This window comes from Sphingomonas sp. PL20, assembly GCF_017875905.1.
Taxonomy (GTDB): Bacteria; Pseudomonadota; Alphaproteobacteria; order Sphingomonadales; family Sphingomonadaceae; genus Sphingomonas; species Sphingomonas echinoides.
Genome location: NZ_JAGINH010000002.1, coordinates 2,393,255 through 2,410,947, shown reverse-complemented (window position 1 = coordinate 2,410,947; position 17,693 = coordinate 2,393,255). Strand labels below are relative to the sequence as shown.

Here is a 17,693-nt window from a genome sequence, read left to right as displayed (position 1 = left end):
TGACTCTTGGTCCCATCGTCTCCCTGTCCGTAACGCCCTGTCCGTTCGTTTCGAGAGTAGTTGAGAAACCTGGCACAGCGCTTGCGGCTGTTTCTCGACTACGCTCGAAACGAACGGGTTACGGGAAAGCACTCTCCAACCCCCCACAAACCCCACCGCATCCCCGCACCCACTCGACTTCCACCGTCCCACGCCTGTAAGACGCGCGCCATGCATCTTACCGCTCTCGATATCCTGGTTCTGCTCGCCGTTGGCGGGGCCGCCACGCTTGGCATCACGCGGGGCTTCGTCACCGAAGTGCTGTCGCTGTTTGCCTGGGTCGGAATCGTGTTTGCGATCAAGCTGTTCCATGTCCCGCTTACGCATGCGTTGACCGGCATGGTCGGCACCACCACCGGGGCGGCGGTGCTGGCCTTCGCGATTCTGGCCGGGGGCACCTATTATGGCGGGCGCATGGTCGCGCGGGCGATCGGCGCGCGCACGCGCGATTCGGTGCTGGGGCCGGTCGATCGCGCGCTTGGCTTCGGCTTTGGCGCGCTGAAGGGCCTGATCCTCGCCAGCCTCGCTTTCCTGCTGGTGGTGCTGATGACCGATACCGTCAGCGGCGGCCCGGCGCATCGCCCGGAATGGCTGACCTCGGCCAAGGTCTATCCCTTGCTCAACAGCACCAGCGCCAGCATCGCCGATTTCGTCGATCGCCGTCGCAAGGGCGAGCCGGTGTTCGGGCATGGCGCGAACGTCGCCGAGCCGGATCATACGGCCGAGTAAGCGCTTTTTTCCGCCCGACGTCGAACGGGCACGAGGAGAACATACCTTCGGCGGGGTGACGAATCCCCCGGCATGCCCTACATCCGCTGCATGAACGCGCCGCTCTACAATACCGAAATCCTGCGGCTCGCCGCCACCATTCCGCATCATCACCGCTTGCCCGATCCGATGGCCACCTCGGAAAAACGCTCGCCGATCTGCGGCAGCCGCGTGACGGTCGATATCAATGTCGACGCCGAGGGGCGCGTGTCCGACCTCGGCCTGCTGGTGCGCGCCTGTGCGCTCGGTCAAGCCTCGTCGTCGCTGATGGGCGCGGCGGTCATCGGCAAGTCCGCCGCGGAGATTGCGGCGGCGCGCGATGCGTTGGCCGCGTGGCTGGCGGGGCAGGGGGCTTTGCCCGATTGGCCCGGCTTTGAACTGTTCACGCCCGCGCTGCCGCACAGCGCACGCCACGCCTCGATCCGGCTCGCTTTTGAAGCGGCTGCCGAAGCGAGCGCCGCTGCCGCCGCAAAGGCCCCGGCATGAGCCAGTCGCTGCTGCTTGATGGCGTCATCCTCGGCGGCTTTGCGCTCGTTTTCGTCCTGATCTTCCGCCGTTTCGGCCTGGGTGCGACGCTCGGTTATCTTGTCGCGGGCGCGGTCGTCGGGCCGCAAATGCTGCATCTGGTCGGCAATGCCGAATCCAAGATCGGCGTCGCCGAACTCGGCATTACGTTGCTGCTGTTCATCGTCGGTCTTGAGCTCAATCCGTCGCGGCTGTGGGCGCTCAAGAAGGAAATCTTTGGACTCGGGCTGCTGCAGGTGGTGTTGTGCGGGCTGGCGGTCACCGGCCTTGTCGCAGCGGTGCATTTCTCCTGGTCGGCGGCGCTGGTGCTCGGCCTTCCGCTGGCGCTGTCCTCGACCGCGCAGGTGCTGCCGATGCTGCAATCGGCGGGCCGCCTGCGCACGCCCTTTGGCGAACGCGCCTTTTCGATCCTGTTGTTCCAGGATCTGTCGATCGTGCCCTTGATCACGCTGGTGACGGTGTTGTCGCGCAATCCTGCGGATGCGCATGGACCGCCGGGCTGGCAATTGTTCCTGTCGACGGTGCTGGCGGTGGCCGGGCTGGTGCTGGCCGGGCGCTTCCTGCTGCGCCCGCTGTTCCGCATCATCGGCAATCTGGGCGAGCGCGAAATGTTCGTGTTCGCCGCCTTGTTCACGGTCATCGGCGCGGCCGCGATCATGGAAGCACTGGGCCTGTCGACCGCGCTCGGCGCGTTCGTCGCGGGCGTGATGCTCGCGGACAGCCCGTACCGCCATGAGTTGGAGGCCGATGTCGAGCCGTTCCGCTCGATCCTGCTCGGCCTGTTCTTCCTCGCGGTCGGCATGATGCTCGATCTGCACGCCATTGCCGAGCGGCCCTTCTTCGTGATCGGCATGGCGCTGGCGCTGATCGCGACCAAGGCAGTGATCATCTTCGGCATCGGCATGGCGTTCAAGATGAAGTGGCGTGCAGCACTCGCGCTCGGCCTGTTGCTCAGCCAGGGCGGCGAGTTCGGTTTCGTGCTGTTCGCGCAAGCCCAGCGCGCCTTCCTGATCGCACCCGAGGCGGCGAGCCTGTTCGGCGCGATCGTCACGCTGTCGATGGCGACGACGCCGTTCCTGATGATGATCACCCAGCGCATCCGCGAAGAGCCGATCGTCGCGGGCGAGCGCGATGGTCCTAAGGCCGATGGTGCCAATGCGCTGATCGTCGGCTATGGCCGCTTCGGCCAGACGGTGGCGCAAATGCTGATCGCGCAGGGCGTACCGGTGACGCTGATCGACACCGATATCGAGATGATCGATGTCGCCAGCGATTTCGGGGCCAAGGTCTATTATGGTGACGGCACGCGGCTCGACTTGCTGCGTCAGGCGGGCGCGGGCGAGGCGGAGTTGATCCTGTTCTGCATGGATGGTGACCAGCTTTCGCCCGATCTCGTGACCGGCGTTCACAACGCCTTTCCCAACGCGTCGATCTATGTGCGCGCCTTCGATCGCCGCGCGGTGATCAAGCTGAAGGGCTCCCCGGTCGATGGGGTGGTGCGCGAAGTGCTCGAATCGGCGGTGAAGATGGGCCGCATGGCGCTGGAAAGCATCGGGGTCGATCAGGCCGAGATCGACCGTACCGAGGAAACCTATCGCCGCAACGACAAGGAGCGGCTGCGCGTGCAGTCCGAGACGGGCGACATTCGCGCGGCGCGCGGTATCATGATCACGCAGGATCAGCGCGCCGGGCTGAGCGAGGAGCAAGCGGGATGAACTGGATCGGGCTGTTCGCGGCGCTTTCGGGCGCAATCGCCGTGGGCGCGGGGGCGTTTGGGGCGCACGGGGCCAGTGGACAAAGCGCAGAGTGGCTCAAAACCGGCGCACATTATCAATTAATCCACGCAGTGGTGGCCCTGCTCGCGCTGCGCATGGACGCGCGCGGATCGGCCTGGCTGTTCCTCAGCGGCGGCGCGCTGTTCGCCGCCACGCTCTATCTGATGGCGCTGGGTGCCCCGCGCTGGCTCGGCGCGATAACGCCGATCGGCGGCGCGTTGCTGATCGCCGGGTGGCTCTGGCTGGCTTGGGTGGCGGCGCGGGGATAAGCAACGAGGGGGGCATCATGACGGACCCGGATACGATCCTCAATTGGCGCCGCTTCGACGCGCGCATCACCACCTCGGGGCAACCGAGCGCCGCCCAACTGGCGGAAATCGAAGCGATCGGCGTCACCCACATCATCAATCTCGGACTGCACAGCCATCCACGCGCACTGCCCGACGAGGCGACGACGGTCAGTGACCTCGGCATGCACTACATCCACATTCCGGTCGATTTCGATCACCCGACAGAGGCCGATTTCGATCGGTTCTGCGCTGTGCTCGACGACCTGCCCGACACGCCCGTCCACGTCCATTGCATCGTCAACGCGCGCGTGACGGCGTTCCTGTACCGCTATCAGCGCGACCGCGTGGGCGGCGACGCCAGCGCGGCCCGCGCGTTGCTCGACACGGTGTGGCGACCGGGCGGGGTGTGGGCTGACTTCATCGGCGAGCGGGCGCTGGTCGAGGCACCGTATCGTTATGCTGGGCGCGATTATCAGCCTGTGTTAAAACGATAGTTTTTGGGTACAGATGCGCACTAAGCTGAGTATCTGCGCCAGAAAAATGCGATTCGGGAGTGAACAGGCGGCGCTATCCCAGGCACAGGCCAGCGGTCTCGTACTGCGCCCCTACCGTTGCGATCGCTGCGGTGCGTTTCATTTGACCAGCCGGACCAAGGGCAAGCGCGTGTCGCGTCCAGCGGTGTGACGGACGCTTTGGCGGAGCGCGTCACCTCTCCCCCCGTCATGCCGGGCCCCTCGACGTAGCTCGGGACAGGCTTGTCCCGGCATCCGCTGTGCGGCGTTTTTTGCGATCGATCCTCTCGTATCGTGGGTGGACCCCGGCACGAGGCCGGGGTGACGGTGCGCTCTTCATCCGCCCCTTCGACACGAAACGACAAGCACGATAGGGACGGCGGATGACCAGCGCCTCGACCCGCCGCATCCTCCTTGCCAGCCTGATCGGCACCTCGGTCGAATTCTACGATTTCTATATTTACGCGACCGCCGCCGCCTTGGTGTTCGGTCCGCTTTTCTTCCCAGCGCAGGATCCGGCGGTTCGGCTGCTCGCTTCTTATGCCAGCTTCGGTCTCGCCTTTTTCGCCCGACCGCTGGGGGCGGCAGTGTTCGGGCATTTCGGTGACCGGCTCGGGCGCAAGTCGACGCTGGTCGCCTCGCTGATGCTGATGGGCGGGTCGACCGTCGCGATCGCCTTTCTGCCGACCTATGCGCAGATCGGCTGGGTCGCCCCGGCGCTGCTGTGTCTGTTGCGCTTCGGGCAGGGGCTCGGGCTGGGCGGCGAATGGGGCGGGGCGTCGCTGCTTGCGGTCGAGAATGCGCCCAGGGGGCAGGAAAATCGCTGGGGCATGTTTCCGCCACTCGGCGCGCCGGTCGGGTTTATCGCCGCCAACGGCTTCTTCCTGCTGCTGGGAGCGACGCTCACCGACCAGCAGTTTCGCGATTGGGGCTGGCGCGTGCCGTTCTTGGCGAGCGCGGTGCTGGTGCTGCTTGGCTTGTGGGTGCGGCTGAAGCTGACCGAGACGCCCGCCTTCCGCGAAGCCGCTGCACATGATGCCTTGCCCAAAGTCCCGATTGCCGAACTGTTCCGCCTGCATTTGCGCGCGACGGTGGCGGGCACGGTCGGCGTGGTCGCGTGTTTTGCGCTCTTCTATCTAACGACGGCGTTTGCGCTCAGTTACGGCACAACCACGCTCGGCCATGGGCGGCAGGCGTTTCTGGGGCGGGAGATCGGCGCGATCCTGTTCCTGGCCGCAGGCGTCATGGTGTCCTGCACGCTGGCCGACCGGTTCGGCGCGACGGCCATGCTGCGCTGGGGGTTCGTCGGCTGCGTGGCATCGGGCGTGCTGATGGGGACGATGCTGGGGTCTGCGTCCTTGTGGGTGGTGTTCGCATGGCTGGCGCTGTCGCTGTTCGCGATGGGCTTTGCTTACGGCCCGCTCGGCGGCTGGCTGCCGTCACTGTTCGACGCCGGGGTGCGCTATACCGGCGTCTCGATCACCTTCAATCTTGGCGGAATCCTCGGCGGCGCGCTGGCCCCGATCGCGGCGCAAGCGCTGGCCGCGCGCGGTGGGCTGGGCCTGGTCGGGGCCTATCTGGTCGCGGCGGGGGTGCTGAGCCTCGGCGGCCTGGCCTTACTCAAACGACGCTGATTCGCGCGCGCTTGCAGCGTTCGGAGCAATAAACGACGCTGTCCCAGTCGCGCGCCCATTTCTTGCGCCATGCAAACGGCCGCTGACAGACCGGGCAGGTCTTTTCGGGCAAGTTGGTCTTGGCGACGCCGTTTGGCATTCAGGCGGCCGCTTGATCCAGAAACGCGCGCACGTCCGCCAGATCGACCGATTTATCGAGGAAGGTGCCGCCAATCCCGCGCGCCAGCAGAAAGGGCAGAGTCCCCGCATCCATCTTCTTGTCGTGCAGCATGTGCGCGACCAGCGTTTCGCCATTGGCGGTGATGCCCGCCGCCGCCGTGCCATCGGGCAGGCCGATCGCGCGGAGGTGCGCGGCAACGCGATTGGCATCGGCCTGGGGCGCAAGCCCACGCGCGGCCGAATAGCCATAGGCCAGCGCCATTCCGGCCGCGACGCCTTCGCCGTGCAGCAGCCGGTCGGAAAAGCCCGCTTCCGCCTCCAGCGCATGGCCGAAAGTATGGCCAAGGTTGAGCAACGCCCGCGCACCGGTCGTCTCGCGTTCGTCCTCGGCCACGATCCGCGCCTTGGCAGCAACCGAATGCGCAATCGCATAGAGCCGGGCGTCAGCATCACCCGCGATCAGTGCGGCGGCATTCTCCTCGCACCAGGCGAAGAAATCGGGGTCATCGATCAGCCCGTATTTCACGACCTCGGCATAGCCCGCGCGAACATGGCGCTCGGGCAGTGTGTCGAGCACATTGGGGTCGATCAGCACCAGCGCGGGCTGGTGAAACGCCCCAATCAGATTCTTGCCGGCCTTGGAATTGATCGCGGTCTTGCCACCGACCGACGAATCGACTTGCGCGAGCAACGTCGTCGGGATCTGCACGAAGCCGCAACCACGCTTCAGGATGCTGCACGCGAAGCCGACAAGATCGCCGATCACACCGCCGCCCAGCGCCACGACATGGTCGCCGCGCTCGACGCCGAGTTCGAGCAAACGATCGGTCAAATGCTCCAGCATAGCCCAGCTCTTTGTCGATTCGCCCGGTGGCAGCACGATCGCCTCGCTGGCGACACCCGCTGCGGTCAGCGCGGCCTGCACGGTTGCCAGGTGCGGCAGGACGTTCTCGTCGGTGACGATCGCCATCCGCCGCCCGCGCGACAGCGGCGCGAGCCAGTCGGCGGCGCGGGCGAGCAGCCCAGCCTCGATCACCACATCGTAACTGCGCGCGCCCAGCGAAACGGGAATGGTCGTCATGGTTGGTTGAGGGCCTTCAGAATGGCGTTGACGGTCGCGTCGTGCGGCGCGCGGTGGCTGGAGACGCGGAGATGCGCGGTCGCGTAGAACGGGTTGCGGACGCGCGCCAGTTCTTCGAGCACGGCCAGCGGATCGCGCCCGCGCAGCAAGGGCCGCGTATCGCGACGCGAAACGCGCTCGACCAGCACCGACGGCTTGGCATCGAGCCAAATGGCATAACCGCGATCCAGGATCGCCGCACGCGTCTGCGGGTCGACGAACGCGCCGCCGCCGGTGGCGATCACGCGCTTTTGGCCTTCCATCAGCCGCGCGATCACGCGGCGTTCGCCGTCGCGAAAATAGGCTTCGCCGAAGCGATCGAAAATATCGGGGATCGACATCCCCGCTGCCGTTTCGATCTCGGTATCGGCATCGACAAAGGGCAGGCCAAGCCGAATCGCCAGGCGGCGGCCAACGGTGGATTTGCCAGCGCCCATGAGGCCAACCAGCACGATGGGCTGGCCGGTCCATTTCGGCGATTGGGGTGGGGTGGGGGCTGGGCTTTGCAACATCGAAGCGAGGGCTATACAGCGCACGGGCGTCTCGGGCAAAAGGCCTTGCGGGCGCAGCCCAAATTGTTCTGTTACAGGTCCTGGCCCATGTCCCGCTCGCTCGTAATCCTCCTCGTCATCGTGGTCGTCGTGGTGGGTGTCCTGTTCGGACTCTCGTCGATCGCGCGCGAAAAGCCGCTGAAGCATGTCGAAAAGGCCGTCCCGCTTGCGAACCTCCAGAAGTAGCGGTGTGTCCGGCGCGGCCGCGCGCAAGCTGACCATCGGCCTGCGCTTCGGCACCGCACTGGCGGTGGTGCTGGCGATTCCGGCGGTGGGGCAGCAACGCCCCGAATCGATCCTGCCGCCCGGCTTTGGCGATCCGACGCCGACCCCGTCGCCAGCGGCGGTGCGGCCCAAGCCCGTTCCGCAGGCCCCCGCGCAGCCGAGCCAAGCCGTGCCGCCGCCTGCCGCGTCGGTTCCAGCGACGGCACCGGCCTTGCTGCCCGCGCCCGATGCGACGCCGATAGCTGCGCCGAGCCCCGGTGCCACGCCCCCGGCTCCGACCGACTTTGCCGCCTTTGTGCGCGCCGACATGCCGTCGTTCGCGCGCCGATCGCTGGCGCGGGTCGGGGTTGCGGGCCCTGCGGAGGGAGCGATGGGCCCGAACGCCTTTGGCCAGGCCGACGGGCGCTTTCTTGAAGTGTTGATGCAGCGGCTGAACACTCCGGTCGCCTCGCGCTGGGTGTCGATCGCGCTGCGCCGTGCGCTGATGGCGCGGGTCGATACCCCGCGCGGCGTGAACGGTGCCGATTTCGCGGCGGAACGATCATGGTTGCTGACGCGCATGGGCGAATCGGTCGCCGCACGCGCCATGGCGCAAGCCGTCGACACCGAGGATTATACGCCGAAGATGTTCGAGGCGGCGATGCAGGCGGCGCTGGCGACGGGGGACGCGGCAGCGTTGTGCCCGGCGGCCCAGGCCGGAGCCGAGCTGGGCCAGGAACGCGGCTGGATCATGGCGCGGGCGATCTGCGCAGGCTTGTCGGGAACGCCCGCACGCGCGCAACCGCTGCTGACGCAAGCGCGCAAGTCCGGCATTGCTGGCGGCGTCGACTTTTTGCTGGCGCAAAAGGTCGCGGGTGCCGGGCAAAGCGGACGGCAAGCGGTGACGATTGAGTGGGACAGCGTCGATCATTTGACCGCGTGGCGGTACGGCATGGCCACCGCGACCGGGGTGGAAATCCCCGACTCGCTGCTGGCGACGGCATCGCCTGCGGTGCAGGGCTGGCGGGCGCTGTCGCCGACGCTCGACCTGCGGGTGCGCGCTGCCGTTGCCGAACTGGCCGCCGCGCGCGGGATTTTGTCGAGCGCCGCGCTGGTCGATCTCTACAGCGCGATCGATGCCGGGGACGACCAGAGCGGGGCGCAGGTCGGGATCGCGCGGGATTTGCGCGCGGCCTATGAGGGGCCAGATGCCAAGGCGCGTGCGGATGCGCTGGTGCGGTTGTGGGATGAACCCAAGAGCGCCGAAGGCCGCTACGCCCGGCTGGTGCTGACCGCCGGGGCCGCCGCGCGCATTCCGACGACTCTGGAACAGCCCGATAGCGATCGGCTGGTCGCCGCGATGCTGAGCGCGGGGCTGGATATTCCGGCGCTGCGCTGGCGCGACAAGGTGGCGCGGGGCAGCGATGCCTGGGCGATGCTGACGCTGATTGATCCGGCAATGCCATCGCTGAGCTATGGCGATGTCAGCGCCTATTCGGGCACGAACGACGCTGAGGGCCTGAAACGCCGCATGTTCTTCGCCGCCATTGCGGGGCTGGGGCGGATGTCGGGTGCCGAAGTCGAACGCGGCGCGCAGGCGCTGGGGCTGCGGTTCGCGCAGGAGAATAGCTGGACTCGGTCGATCGCCAAGGCAGCGCGCGAGCATGAGCCCGGCACGGTCGTGCTGCTCGCCGCGATCGGCATGCAGACGCGGCAGTGGCACGGCGTTTCGCCCGAGGCGGTGTATCGCATCACGGCGGCGCTGCACGCGGTCGGCATGTCGGGCGAGGCGCGGATGATCGCCGTCGAGGCGATCTCGCGGCTTTGACCGAGCGCCCCAGTGCACCTGAGCCGCCGCGTGAAGATCGCGCGCTGATCGAGCGCTTTCTGGAGATGCTGGCGGCGGAGGCCGGGGCGGCGAAGAACACCATCGCCGCCTATCGCAGCGATCTGGCGCTGGCATCGGCGGTGCTCGGCGGACGGTTGAGCAGCGCCTCGCCTGGCGACCTTGCCCGGCTAGGCGCGGAATGGCTCGGCCTGTCCAAGGCGAGCGTGGCGCGTAAATCGGCGGCGCTGCGGCGGTTCTTCGCGTTTCTGGCGGATGAAGGATTGCGCGGCGACGATCCCGGCGCTGCCTTGCCACGCCCCGGCGCAGCGCGGGGGTTGCCCAAGGTGCTCGACCACAGCGATATCGACCGGCTGTTCGCGACGATTGCCGAGCGCATCGCGCGCGTGCCCGCTGACCCTAACGATCTGCGCATGGCCGCCTTGGTCGAGCTGCTGTACGGATCGGGCCTGCGCGCGACCGAATTGGTGTCGCTGCCGCGCCGCGCGATTGCGCCCGACCGGCCCTATCTCATTCTGCGCGGCAAGGGCGACAAGGAGCGGCTCGTGCCGCTGTCCGATCGCGCGCGCGCGGCGGTTGCGGTCTGGCGGTTGCATGTGCCCGAGGACTCTGCGTGGCTGTTTCCTTCCGGCAAGGGGCATTTGAGCCGCATCCGCCTTTACCAGATCCTGAAGGCGCTGGCGGCCGAAGCGGGGATTCCGCCCGATCGCGTCAGCCCGCACGTGCTGCGTCATGCCTTTGCCACGCATCTGCTGGCGGGCGGTGCCGATCTGCGCGCGCTGCAGGCGATGCTTGGCCACTCCGATATTGCGACCACGGAAATCTATACGCATGTCGATGCCAGCCGCTTGGTGGAGCTGGTCAATGCACGTCATCCGCTCGCCGAAGCCACGGCACGCGTTGACGCAAGGAAGCGCGGGGCTTAACCGGCCCGACCTATGGCAACTTTCCTCGATTTTGAAAAACCGATCGCCGAACTGCAAGCGCGGATCGATGAATTGCGTGAGACCGCAGCCGAAGGCACGGTCGACATCGACGCAGAGGTCGGGCGGCTGCAGGCCAAATCCGACAAATTGTTGCGCGACACCTATGCCAGGCTGACGCCGTGGCAGAAGACTCAGGTCGCGCGCCACGGCGAGCGTCCGCACTTCAAACATTATGTCGCCGGGCTGTTCGAGGATTTCCTGCCGCTGGCGGGCGACCGCGCCTTTGGCGACGATCAGGCGATTCTGGGCGGCTTCGCGACCTTTCGCGGCCGCCGCGTGCTGGTGATCGGCCATGAGAAAGGCGACGATACCGCCAGTCGGCTGCGCCACAATTTCGGCATGGGCAAGCCCGAGGGCTATCGCAAGGCGATTCGCCTGATGCAATTGGCCGACCGCTTTGGTCTGCCCGTTGTGACGCTGGTCGATACCTCAGGCGCGTTCCCGGGCGTGCAGGCCGAGGAGCGCGGCCAGGCTGAAGCGATCGCGCGGTCGACCGAAATGTGCCTGGCACTGGGCGTGCCGATGGTGGCCGCGATCGTCGGCGAAGGTGGCTCGGGCGGCGCGATCGCGCTGGCGGCGGCAAACCGCGTTCTGATGTTCGAACACGCCATCTATTCGGTCATCTCGCCCGAGGCGGGCGCGTCGATCCTGTGGCGGACGTCCGACAAAGCCGCCGAGATGGCCGAGGCGATGAAGGTGACCGCGCAGGATCTCAAGGGGCTCGGCGTGATCGATACGATCGTGCCAGAGCCACTGGGCGGTGCGCAGCGCGATCCGGCGACGGCGATCGCGGCGCTGGGCGATGCGATCGACGCGGCGCTGTCGAACCTTGATGGCCAGAGCGCCGCCGACCTGCGTCGGTCTCGGCGCGCGAAGTTTCTGGCGATGGGGCGGATCTAAGGCGCACACGGAGCGGTTGTTCCCGATGCTGGCGTGCTGACCAAAGAAAAGGGCGACGGAACCAAGGTTCCGCCGCCCTTTGCATTAGAGGAGTTCGTAAGAGTCTTACGAAGCCTTCATGTTGGTCGTGACGTTGGTGAAGGTCTTGTTCAGTTGCGTGCCCAGACCCTGCATCGCGGCGATCGCGGCGACGGCGATGAGTGCTGCGATCAGGCCGTATTCGATGGCGGTCGCGCCCTTGGAATTCTTGATGAAATTGCGGATGGTCTTCATGATTCCGGTCTCCGTTGGTGAAAGCTTCAGTACCCGGTCGGGCCGGAAAAACCGGACCAACGCTGACGAGTCTAGGGAGGCAGAGTTGAAAAAGGTTTAAGCCCGACGGAACTTTTGTCCGCGACGCCGAATCTAGACGCCTGCCGTCGCAGCGGCGACCTTGGTGCTGACATTGCCCCACATCGTGGTGGTCGAATTGGCGAGCTGAGTCAGCGCAGCAACCATCGCAATCACGACCAGCGCGACGATCAGGCCATATTCAACCGCAGTGGCACCCTTGCGATCGCCCCAGAGTCGTTTCAGCGTGTCGATGATCATATGGGTTCGAGGCCACCGAAACAGCTGCTGGTTGCCGATCTCTAAAACAGGTGCGTTACGATATGCTTAATGGATTCCGTACGTCGGATTTACAGCCGTGATGCTGGTCGTGGCGGCCGCGTTGGTGGACCGGGCGGGGCGGGTGCTGGTGCAGCGCCGCCCCCCTGGAAAAGCATTGGCGGGCCTGTGGGAGTTTCCCGGCGGCAAAGTGGAACCCGGCGAAACGCCCGAGGCGGCGTTGGTGCGCGAGTTGGAGGAGGAATTGGGCGTGGTCGTCGCGCCGACCGCGCTCACACCACTGACCTTCGCCAGCGAGCCGCTCGCCGACCGGCATTTGCTGCTCCTGCTCTATTTGTGTCGGGTGTGGGCAGGCGAGCCGCAAGCGCTCGATGCGACGGCGTTGGCGTGGCACGCCCCCGCTGCACTGCGGGGGCTGGAGATGCCCCCGGCCGATTTGCCGTTCATCCCGGCGCTGGAGACCGCGTTAGCCCGAGGCTAGGCTTGCCCGGAGCCCAAGCCAGAGGGCGGGGCCGGGCATCCATCGCCGCACGGCCGCTTCGGCGACCAGGATTGCGACAAGCGTCAGGCCAAACAGGGGCAGGTATAGCGCGAGCGCTAGGATGGCGATGGCCAGCCCCGCCCCCAGGCGCGGGCGGGACAGCGCGATCGGCGCGCCCAGGCCGATATGCCGCCGCCGCCACCACATCACCACGCCCGACACCGCCAGAACCACCAGCAACAGCGCGGTAACGGTGCCCAGGAGCTGATTGGCGAGGCCGAACAGCGCGCCCTCATGCCCCGCGACGCCGTATCCGATCGTTTGGTCGATCCAGTGGCGCTGCGCAAACCCTTCGCGACTAATGACGGTGCCCGTGCGACCGTCGATTTTCACCGTGCTGCGCAATGGGCGGTTCGCGGCGTCCGACGTCGCCGTCCAGGGCGCGCCGGGTCGCATCGGCGGCGCGATCAACACCGGTGGCGCCACCGCGAGCGGTCGCACCACCGCGATGACGCGCGCGAGCTCGCCCGACACGATTTGCGCGCGCGGCATCGCCATGCCGCCATGTCCGGCATGTTCTCCCGACATCGCCTCCGCCTGCGGTGGCTTGCCGCCGATCGTCCAGTCGACCGGCCCACGCGACGTGCCGGTAAGCTGGCGGATTTCGGTGAGATAGCTGCCCCATCCCTTGGCCCAGGGAAGCCCGGTCACGATCAGCGCGAGAGCGAACAGCGACACCCAAATGCCCGAAACGGCGTGAAGATCACGCCAGAACACCCGACGTCCGCCCCGTAGGCGCGGATACACCACCCCCGCCAGTCCGGAACGCCCGCGCGGCCACCACAGATACAGGCCGGTCAGCAGCATCACGATCGTCCAGCAGGCGGCGATCTCCACCAGATAGCTGCCAAACGCCCCCGCCAGCAATTCGCCGTGCAGATGGAAGATCAGCCGCATCGGCCGCTGCTCCTCGCTGACGACGCTGAGGACAGCGAGCGAACGCGGATCGACATAGACGCGTTGATCCTGATGGTCCTTGGTGACGAGGATGCGCACGGCCTCGTCCGGGCGCTCGGGCAGCACATATTTGTGCAGCGTTGCTCCGGGAACGGCCCGCAGCGCCGCAGCGACCTGCGCATCGGGCGACGCCGTTGGGCCGGTCGTCGCCAAATGCGTGTAGGGCTGGTCCAGCCACGCCTCGATCTGCGGTTTCCACAAATAGATCGTGCCGGTCAGCGCCAGCCAGATCACGAAGGGCACGCAGAACACGCCGGCATAGAAATGCCAGCGCCAGACTGCGTTATAGCTGAGCTGCGGGCGGGCGGGAGTGGCCATCACATCCTCCTCAGAACCGGCCCTTCAGGCCGAGATAGACGGTGCGCGGCTGGCCCGCATACACCGATCCGGTGGTGCCCATCAGCACCGAGGCGGGGTTTTGTGCGCCCGTAGCGCTCAGGCTGTCCGAGATGATCGACGCCGATCCGACATAGGTCTTGTCGGCCAGATTTTGCACCGATGCGTAGAAGGACAGACGCGACCACCAGCCCGTTGCTGCGGGAGGATCGTAATGCAGGTTGAGATTGATCAGCGTGTAGCCCGGAATGCGCAACAGATTGGCATTGTCGATGAAATAGCGCGAGCGGTAGGTCACCTCGGCAAAGCCGCCCAGCCCGGCGAACGCACCGTGCGGCTGGTCATAGCCCAATCGCCCGTTGGCGAAGGTCGGGATCACCCCCGGAATGCGGTTGTCGGCGCGGTCGAAGGCGGCCGACACCGCCCCCGAGGTCAGCCGCTCGACATAACGGGTGTAGCGTTGGTCGTTATAACTGTACGTCGCCTGGACATAGCCGCCGGGCAGGAGCGCGGGCAGGGGCTTCCAGTTGACGCCGACCTCGACCCCGCGATGGATCGAACGCGGGACGTTGGTGGTGTAGGACAGCAGATTGACCCCCGCCGACTGGCTGACCTGTTCGTTGCGGAACCACTCATAATAGCCGGTCACTTCGGCCTTGAGAGTATCGCCGAGCGTCAGCTCCGCGCCAACGTCCACGCCGGTGCTGGTTTGCGTCTTGAGGTCGATATTATTGCCGGGGACGCCTGCCGTTGTGACGAACAACTGGCCCGATTGCGGAATGCCGTAGGCCGTGCCGACACGGGTGTGGAGCCGCAGGGCGGGAAGTGCCTGCCAAACCAGCGACGCCTCAGGCGCGACATTGTCGAAATCGCGGATCGCGGGGATGTTGTTGAGCGTCGGATTGGCACCGACGGGATAGGTGTAGTTGGTCTGGCGCATGTCGATCTTCGAATGCTCATAGCCAATGCCAAGAATGAGCTGCAGATCCCTGGTCAGCGCCAATTCCTCGCGGGCGCGAACCCCCATATTGCGCACGCCGCCGAACACTGTTTGCGTGGTTGCGCCAATGCCGTTGCGGCCTGCAGGCGTCTTGTTGAAGGAGTAATTCTGCCCGTCGAGATAGTTGTAGAAGATCCCGATAAAGCTCAGCGCATCCATGCCCAATATCTGGCTGTGCGCGGTGACGTCGGAGCTCAGATTGTAACTGTTGAGCGTACCGCGAAACGGCGTCGCGCTGGTCGGCTGGAACACCACGCGGCTGTCGAAGGTCGCTTGCGTGCGCCAGGTCGTGCCAGCGGAAAAATCATGCTCATAGCGTGCACCGATGATGGTCCGGCGGTCGTTGCGCGCAAGATCGCCCTCGGCGGCGGTCTGGGCGATGCGGGTGCCGTTGATCCCGTTCGCCAACACCGAGATCGTGCCGCAGCCCGCCGCGGCGCTCGCCGCCTGATCGCATCCTTGCTGGTACGGATTGGCGAGATATTGGTTGAACGACAACCGCGTGGACAGGCGGAATTCGCCTTCATTGTAGATCACCTTGCCGGTGACGCGGTCGCGGTCCGACAGGGCAAAGGTCGCCAGCGCGTTGATCGTGCCGGTCTGATAGCCGGTATGGCCCGTTGCCCCATCGGCGCGGGCGAAGCTGCCGAACACCGCATATTCATAGCCGGGCCCGGCATGGCCGAGCGTGGCATAAGCGTTGAGATAGCCATAGCTGCCGCCATCGATCCCGGCCTCGACGCCTTGCAGGTCGCGCCCGCGCCGCGTGCGGAAGTTGATCGCGCCCTCGACCGCATAATTGCCGTAGCGCGCCGAGGACGGGCCACGCACGACATCGACCGCGCCATAAGCATGCGGGTCGGTCAGATCGAACCGGGCAAGGCCATCGGGCTGGGTGACGGGAAAATCATCCTCGAACACCTGGATGTTGCGCGCGCCGAAGCTGTTGCGCGCGTTGGACCCGCGGATCGAGACGCCGACGTCGCGCGGGCCATTGCCGCCGATGACGGTGACGCCGGGGGAGAGTTTGACGATGTCGGCGATGGTCGTCGCGGGCGTGTTGCGGAACGCGGCGTTGGTGATGGTGGTGTCGGTCTGTCCCGCGACCTTGGTCGTGAGCGTCAGCGCCCGCCCAGTGACGATGATGTCGTCGGGGGATGTCGCCGCGACGCTCGCTCGGCTCGGCTGGCTTTCCGGTGCAGGGGTGGGGGCAGGGGCGTCGAGGCGCTGCAGTTCGGCATCGATCGCGGCGCGTTGGCGCAGCAAGTCCTGGCGTCGCGTGTCGGCGTTGGTCTGGGCGGAAGCCGACGCGGCGGCAAGCGCGGCGATCGACGCCGCGAGAAACAAAGATGGAAGGCGCACGAAAAATCCCCTGTAAACGCTGGTAGCGGACGCGCGGCGTTGGGCCATGCGCGTCCGTCGCGACGCCGCTGCTTCAGCGCGTCGCGGCTCTAACGATCGTCACAGGGTGGCAGGTGGTCCACGTAAGGGCGGGCGGAGATGGAGCCGCAGCCCGATCAGCGGCGGTGCGATCCGCCGTGAGCCGAGCGCCATCACAAAGGCGATGGCGAGCGCAAGCAGGATCGGGTCGGTCGCCGCGACCGAATGTGCGTTCAGTACGGCAAAGGCGCACGGCTGGTCGGCCTTTTCGCCGTCCTTGTGATGCTTTTGCGATGCGGAGTCGGCCATGCCGGGCATCGCCATTGCCATCGTCTTCACCGGGCCCATGCCCGAACAGATGGCGATGCGAATCACGCCATCCGATGTGTCCAGCATATACCCGCTGGGCACGACGACTTTCAGCAGCAACGCAAACGCCAGCAGCCATGCCGCCAGAACGCGGTGTTGCAGGATATGATCGCGGAACCTGTGCACGGCGGGTGCTTTATGGGGAGCGGCGCACGATGTCACGAGGGCAAAATGTCTCGCCCGGCGTCGATTTTGCTTCATCTGGCACGAAGCAAGGTCATCGGAAAAACAGCGATCTGCAGAGTGCGTGAAAACTCTCTGGAAGCTGTTGTGGAGGCCCGACCGGGAATCGAACCCGGGTGCAAGGATTTGCAGTCCTCTGCGTCACCACTCCGCCATCGGGCCGAAGAGCGGCGCAGATGCAAGCGTCCGCGCCCGCTGTCAACCACGCGCATGCAAAAATGCCGATACACGTCGCTTGGCGAACCCGGTTCGCCACGATAGAGGTGGGCACTCTCAACTAGTGTATTGTACAACTACAACAGTTGTGCAAAACCGGGTGTCCGACAAGGGTGGCACGATGAACTTGAATACGCACGATTCGGATATGCTCGCGATGCGCCATGCCATGGTGGCAAGCCAGCTTCGCACCAATGCCGTCAGCGATCCGCGCGTCGTCGCGGCAATGGACTCGGTCCCGCGCGAGGCGTTCCTGCCGAGCGCGGTGGCAGCGCTCGCGTATCGCGATACCGCCGTACCGCTGGGGCATGGGCGCGCGCAGAACGTGCCGATCGCAACGGGGCGCTTGCTGACCCAGGCCGAACTGCTCCCCACCGACCGCGTGCTGCTGATTGGCGCGGCGGGCGGCTATACCGCTGCGGTCCTGGCCGAATTGGTGGCGTCGGTGGTGGCGGTCGAATGCGATGCGGCGCTTGCCGACCATGCCCGGGCCGCGCTGGCTGGGACGGCGAATGTCACGCTGGTCGAGGGGCCGCTGGAAAACGGCCATGCCGCTGGCGCGCCCTATGATGTGCTGGTCATCGACGGTGCGGTCGAGGGTGTGTCCGATGCCCTGGTCGAGCAAGTCGCGATTGGCGGGCGTGCGGTGGGCGGGATCGTCGATCGCGGCGTAACGCGCCTCGCCGCAGGTCGGCGCAGCGCGGGCGGCTTCGGCCTGCTCGCCTTTGCCGACATCGAATGCGTGCCGCTTCCCGGCTTTGCGCAGCCGCGCACTTTCACGTTCTAAGCAGAA

20 protein-coding genes and 1 tRNA gene are annotated in these 17,693 nt (G+C 66.3%); 12 read left to right on the top strand and 9 right to left on the bottom strand.

What is annotated here, in order from left to right; genetic code table 11:
* The first annotated feature begins 210 nt into the window (after positions 1–210).
* The 6 genes from H4W01_RS11215 to H4W01_RS11190 all read left to right on the top strand — a co-directional run bounded on the left by H4W01_RS11215 (position 211) and on the right by H4W01_RS11190 (position 5,543).
* Complete coding sequence (locus H4W01_RS11215) at positions 211–768, top strand: CvpA family protein (protein WP_209611040.1); 558 nt, start codon at positions 211–213, stop codon at positions 766–768.
* A gap of 90 nt (positions 769–858) precedes the next feature.
* A complete protein-coding gene (locus H4W01_RS11210; RefSeq protein WP_209613337.1) occupies positions 859–1,293 on the top strand; it encodes an iron-sulfur cluster assembly scaffold protein in 435 nt (144 codons plus the stop codon).
* On the top strand, positions 1,290–3,047 hold the full coding sequence (locus H4W01_RS11205; protein ID WP_209611039.1) for a cation:proton antiporter domain-containing protein: 1,758 nt from the start codon (positions 1,290–1,292) through the stop codon (positions 3,045–3,047). Before H4W01_RS11210 ends, H4W01_RS11205 begins: the two co-directional genes overlap by 4 nt.
* Entirely contained in the window at positions 3,044–3,376 is a 333-nt protein-coding gene (locus H4W01_RS11200) for a DUF423 domain-containing protein (protein WP_209611038.1), read from the top strand. The genes H4W01_RS11205 and H4W01_RS11200 overlap by 4 nt, the downstream gene beginning before the upstream one ends.
* A 17-nt stretch (positions 3,377–3,393) precedes the next feature.
* Positions 3,394–3,891 (top strand): protein tyrosine phosphatase family protein, encoded by a 498-nt coding sequence (locus tag H4W01_RS11195; protein ID WP_334685241.1) that lies wholly within the window; start codon positions 3,394–3,396, stop codon positions 3,889–3,891.
* A 401-nt stretch (positions 3,892–4,292) separates the two neighbouring features.
* Positions 4,293–5,543: an MFS transporter gene (locus H4W01_RS11190; RefSeq protein ID WP_209611037.1), complete on the top strand. Its 1,251-nt coding sequence runs from the start codon at positions 4,293–4,295 to the stop codon at positions 5,541–5,543.
* On the opposite strand, the gene H4W01_RS11185 is transcribed toward H4W01_RS11190, so the two are convergent.
* Genes H4W01_RS11185 through H4W01_RS11175 form a run of 3 tightly spaced genes read right to left on the bottom strand, consistent with a single transcriptional unit; the run spans position 5,530 to position 7,334 of the window.
* A complete protein-coding gene (locus H4W01_RS11185) occupies positions 5,530–5,682 on the bottom strand; it encodes a DUF2256 domain-containing protein (RefSeq protein WP_209611036.1) in 153 nt (50 codons plus the stop codon). The genes H4W01_RS11190 and H4W01_RS11185 overlap by 14 nt on opposite strands.
* Positions 5,683–6,783 (bottom strand): 3-dehydroquinate synthase, encoded by a 1,101-nt coding sequence (gene aroB / locus H4W01_RS11180; protein ID WP_209611035.1) that lies wholly within the window; start codon positions 6,781–6,783, stop codon positions 5,683–5,685.
* The gene (locus H4W01_RS11175; protein WP_050810895.1) at positions 6,780–7,334 is read right to left on the bottom strand and encodes a shikimate kinase; all 555 of its coding nucleotides are present in this window, start codon (positions 7,332–7,334) and stop codon (positions 6,780–6,782) included. Before H4W01_RS11175 ends, aroB begins: the two co-directional genes overlap by 4 nt.
* Positions 7,335–7,421: 87 nt before the next feature.
* Between H4W01_RS11175 and H4W01_RS11170 the strand changes: the two genes are divergently transcribed.
* The 4 genes from H4W01_RS11170 to H4W01_RS11155 are packed head-to-tail and all read left to right on the top strand — an operon-like array spanning position 7,422 to position 11,309.
* Complete coding sequence (locus H4W01_RS11170) at positions 7,422–7,559, top strand: hypothetical protein (protein WP_169313315.1); 138 nt, start codon at positions 7,422–7,424, stop codon at positions 7,557–7,559.
* A 4-nt stretch (positions 7,560–7,563) separates the two neighbouring features.
* Positions 7,564–9,405 (top strand): hypothetical protein, encoded by a 1,842-nt coding sequence (locus H4W01_RS11165; RefSeq protein WP_209611034.1) that lies wholly within the window; start codon positions 7,564–7,566, stop codon positions 9,403–9,405.
* The gene (locus H4W01_RS11160) at positions 9,402–10,349 is read left to right on the top strand and encodes a tyrosine-type recombinase/integrase (protein WP_209611033.1); all 948 of its coding nucleotides are present in this window, start codon (positions 9,402–9,404) and stop codon (positions 10,347–10,349) included. Before H4W01_RS11165 ends, H4W01_RS11160 begins: the two co-directional genes overlap by 4 nt.
* Positions 10,350–10,361: 12 nt before the next feature.
* Positions 10,362–11,309 carry an acetyl-CoA carboxylase carboxyltransferase subunit alpha gene (locus H4W01_RS11155; protein ID WP_209611032.1) on the top strand — a complete coding sequence of 316 codons (948 nt, stop codon included), beginning with the start codon at positions 10,362–10,364 and terminating at the stop codon, positions 11,307–11,309.
* Positions 11,310–11,414: 105 nt separating this feature from the next.
* Here the strand turns inward: H4W01_RS11155 and H4W01_RS11150 are convergent, their stop codons facing one another.
* Together H4W01_RS11150 and H4W01_RS11145 are read right to left on the bottom strand one after the other, a co-directional pair.
* Positions 11,415–11,582 carry a Flp family type IVb pilin gene (locus tag H4W01_RS11150; protein ID WP_010403444.1) on the bottom strand — a complete coding sequence of 56 codons (168 nt, stop codon included), beginning with the start codon at positions 11,580–11,582 and terminating at the stop codon, positions 11,415–11,417.
* Positions 11,583–11,714: 132 nt separating this feature from the next.
* The gene (locus H4W01_RS11145) at positions 11,715–11,900 is read right to left on the bottom strand and encodes a Flp family type IVb pilin (protein WP_209611031.1); all 186 of its coding nucleotides are present in this window, start codon (positions 11,898–11,900) and stop codon (positions 11,715–11,717) included.
* Between the two features lie 100 nt (positions 11,901–12,000).
* Between H4W01_RS11145 and H4W01_RS11140 the strand changes: the two genes are divergently transcribed.
* The gene (locus H4W01_RS11140; protein ID WP_010403441.1) at positions 12,001–12,399 is read left to right on the top strand and encodes a (deoxy)nucleoside triphosphate pyrophosphohydrolase; all 399 of its coding nucleotides are present in this window, start codon (positions 12,001–12,003) and stop codon (positions 12,397–12,399) included.
* Here H4W01_RS11140 and H4W01_RS11135 read toward each other — a convergent pair.
* The 4 genes from H4W01_RS11135 to H4W01_RS11120 form a co-directional block, all read right to left on the bottom strand.
* Positions 12,385–13,734 (bottom strand): PepSY-associated TM helix domain-containing protein, encoded by a 1,350-nt coding sequence (locus tag H4W01_RS11135; RefSeq protein WP_209611030.1) that lies wholly within the window; start codon positions 13,732–13,734, stop codon positions 12,385–12,387. The genes H4W01_RS11140 and H4W01_RS11135 overlap by 15 nt on opposite strands.
* Positions 13,735–13,744: 10 nt before the next feature.
* On the bottom strand, positions 13,745–16,114 hold the full coding sequence (locus H4W01_RS11130; RefSeq protein ID WP_334685240.1) for a TonB-dependent receptor family protein: 2,370 nt from the start codon (positions 16,112–16,114) through the stop codon (positions 13,745–13,747).
* Positions 16,115–16,213: 99 nt separating this feature from the next.
* Complete coding sequence (locus H4W01_RS11125) at positions 16,214–16,627, bottom strand: DUF2946 family protein (RefSeq protein ID WP_209611029.1); 414 nt, start codon at positions 16,625–16,627, stop codon at positions 16,214–16,216.
* 145 nt (positions 16,628–16,772) lie between these two features.
* Positions 16,773–16,846, bottom strand: a tRNA-Cys gene (locus H4W01_RS11120).
* A gap of 175 nt (positions 16,847–17,021) precedes the next feature.
* On the opposite strand from H4W01_RS11120, the gene H4W01_RS11115 reads away from it, so the two are divergent.
* Positions 17,022–17,687, top strand: coding sequence for a protein-L-isoaspartate O-methyltransferase family protein (locus tag H4W01_RS11115; protein ID WP_334685239.1), 666 nt, complete (start codon positions 17,022–17,024; stop codon positions 17,685–17,687).
* The last annotated feature ends 6 nt before the right edge of the window (positions 17,688–17,693 follow it).

Excerpts from the sequence above, each read along its gene's own strand:
- H4W01_RS11210 (WP_209613337.1), top strand. The coding sequence starts at position 859 with ATGAACGCGCCGCTCTACAATACCGAAATCCTGCGGCTCGCCGCCACC.
- H4W01_RS11200 (WP_209611038.1), top strand. The coding sequence starts at position 3,044 with ATGAACTGGATCGGGCTGTTCGCGGCGCTTTCGGGCGCAATCGCCGTG.
- H4W01_RS11195 (WP_334685241.1), top strand. The coding sequence starts at position 3,394 with ATGACGGACCCGGATACGATCCTCAATTGGCGCCGCTTCGACGCGCGC.
- H4W01_RS11145 (WP_209611031.1), bottom strand. The coding sequence starts at position 11,900 with ATGATCATCGACACGCTGAAACGACTCTGGGGCGATCGCAAGGGTGCC.
- H4W01_RS11215 (WP_209611040.1), top strand. The coding sequence starts at position 211 with ATGCATCTTACCGCTCTCGATATCCTGGTTCTGCTCGCCGTTGGCGGG.
- H4W01_RS11150 (WP_010403444.1), bottom strand. The coding sequence starts at position 11,582 with ATGAAGACCATCCGCAATTTCATCAAGAATTCCAAGGGCGCGACCGCC.
- H4W01_RS11140 (WP_010403441.1), top strand. The coding sequence starts at position 12,001 with ATGCTGGTCGTGGCGGCCGCGTTGGTGGACCGGGCGGGGCGGGTGCTG.
- H4W01_RS11205 (WP_209611039.1), top strand. The coding sequence starts at position 1,290 with ATGAGCCAGTCGCTGCTGCTTGATGGCGTCATCCTCGGCGGCTTTGCG.
- aroB (WP_209611035.1), bottom strand. The coding sequence starts at position 6,783 with ATGACGACCATTCCCGTTTCGCTGGGCGCGCGCAGTTACGATGTGGTG.
- H4W01_RS11175 (WP_050810895.1), bottom strand. The coding sequence starts at position 7,334 with ATGTTGCAAAGCCCAGCCCCCACCCCACCCCAATCGCCGAAATGGACC.
- H4W01_RS11170 (WP_169313315.1), top strand. The coding sequence starts at position 7,422 with ATGTCCCGCTCGCTCGTAATCCTCCTCGTCATCGTGGTCGTCGTGGTG.
- H4W01_RS11190 (WP_209611037.1), top strand. The coding sequence starts at position 4,293 with ATGACCAGCGCCTCGACCCGCCGCATCCTCCTTGCCAGCCTGATCGGC.
- H4W01_RS11135 (WP_209611030.1), bottom strand. The coding sequence starts at position 13,734 with ATGGCCACTCCCGCCCGCCCGCAGCTCAGCTATAACGCAGTCTGGCGC.
- H4W01_RS11155 (WP_209611032.1), top strand. The coding sequence starts at position 10,362 with ATGGCAACTTTCCTCGATTTTGAAAAACCGATCGCCGAACTGCAAGCG.
- H4W01_RS11185 (WP_209611036.1), bottom strand. The coding sequence starts at position 5,682 with ATGCCAAACGGCGTCGCCAAGACCAACTTGCCCGAAAAGACCTGCCCG.
- H4W01_RS11115 (WP_334685239.1), top strand. The coding sequence starts at position 17,022 with ATGAACTTGAATACGCACGATTCGGATATGCTCGCGATGCGCCATGCC.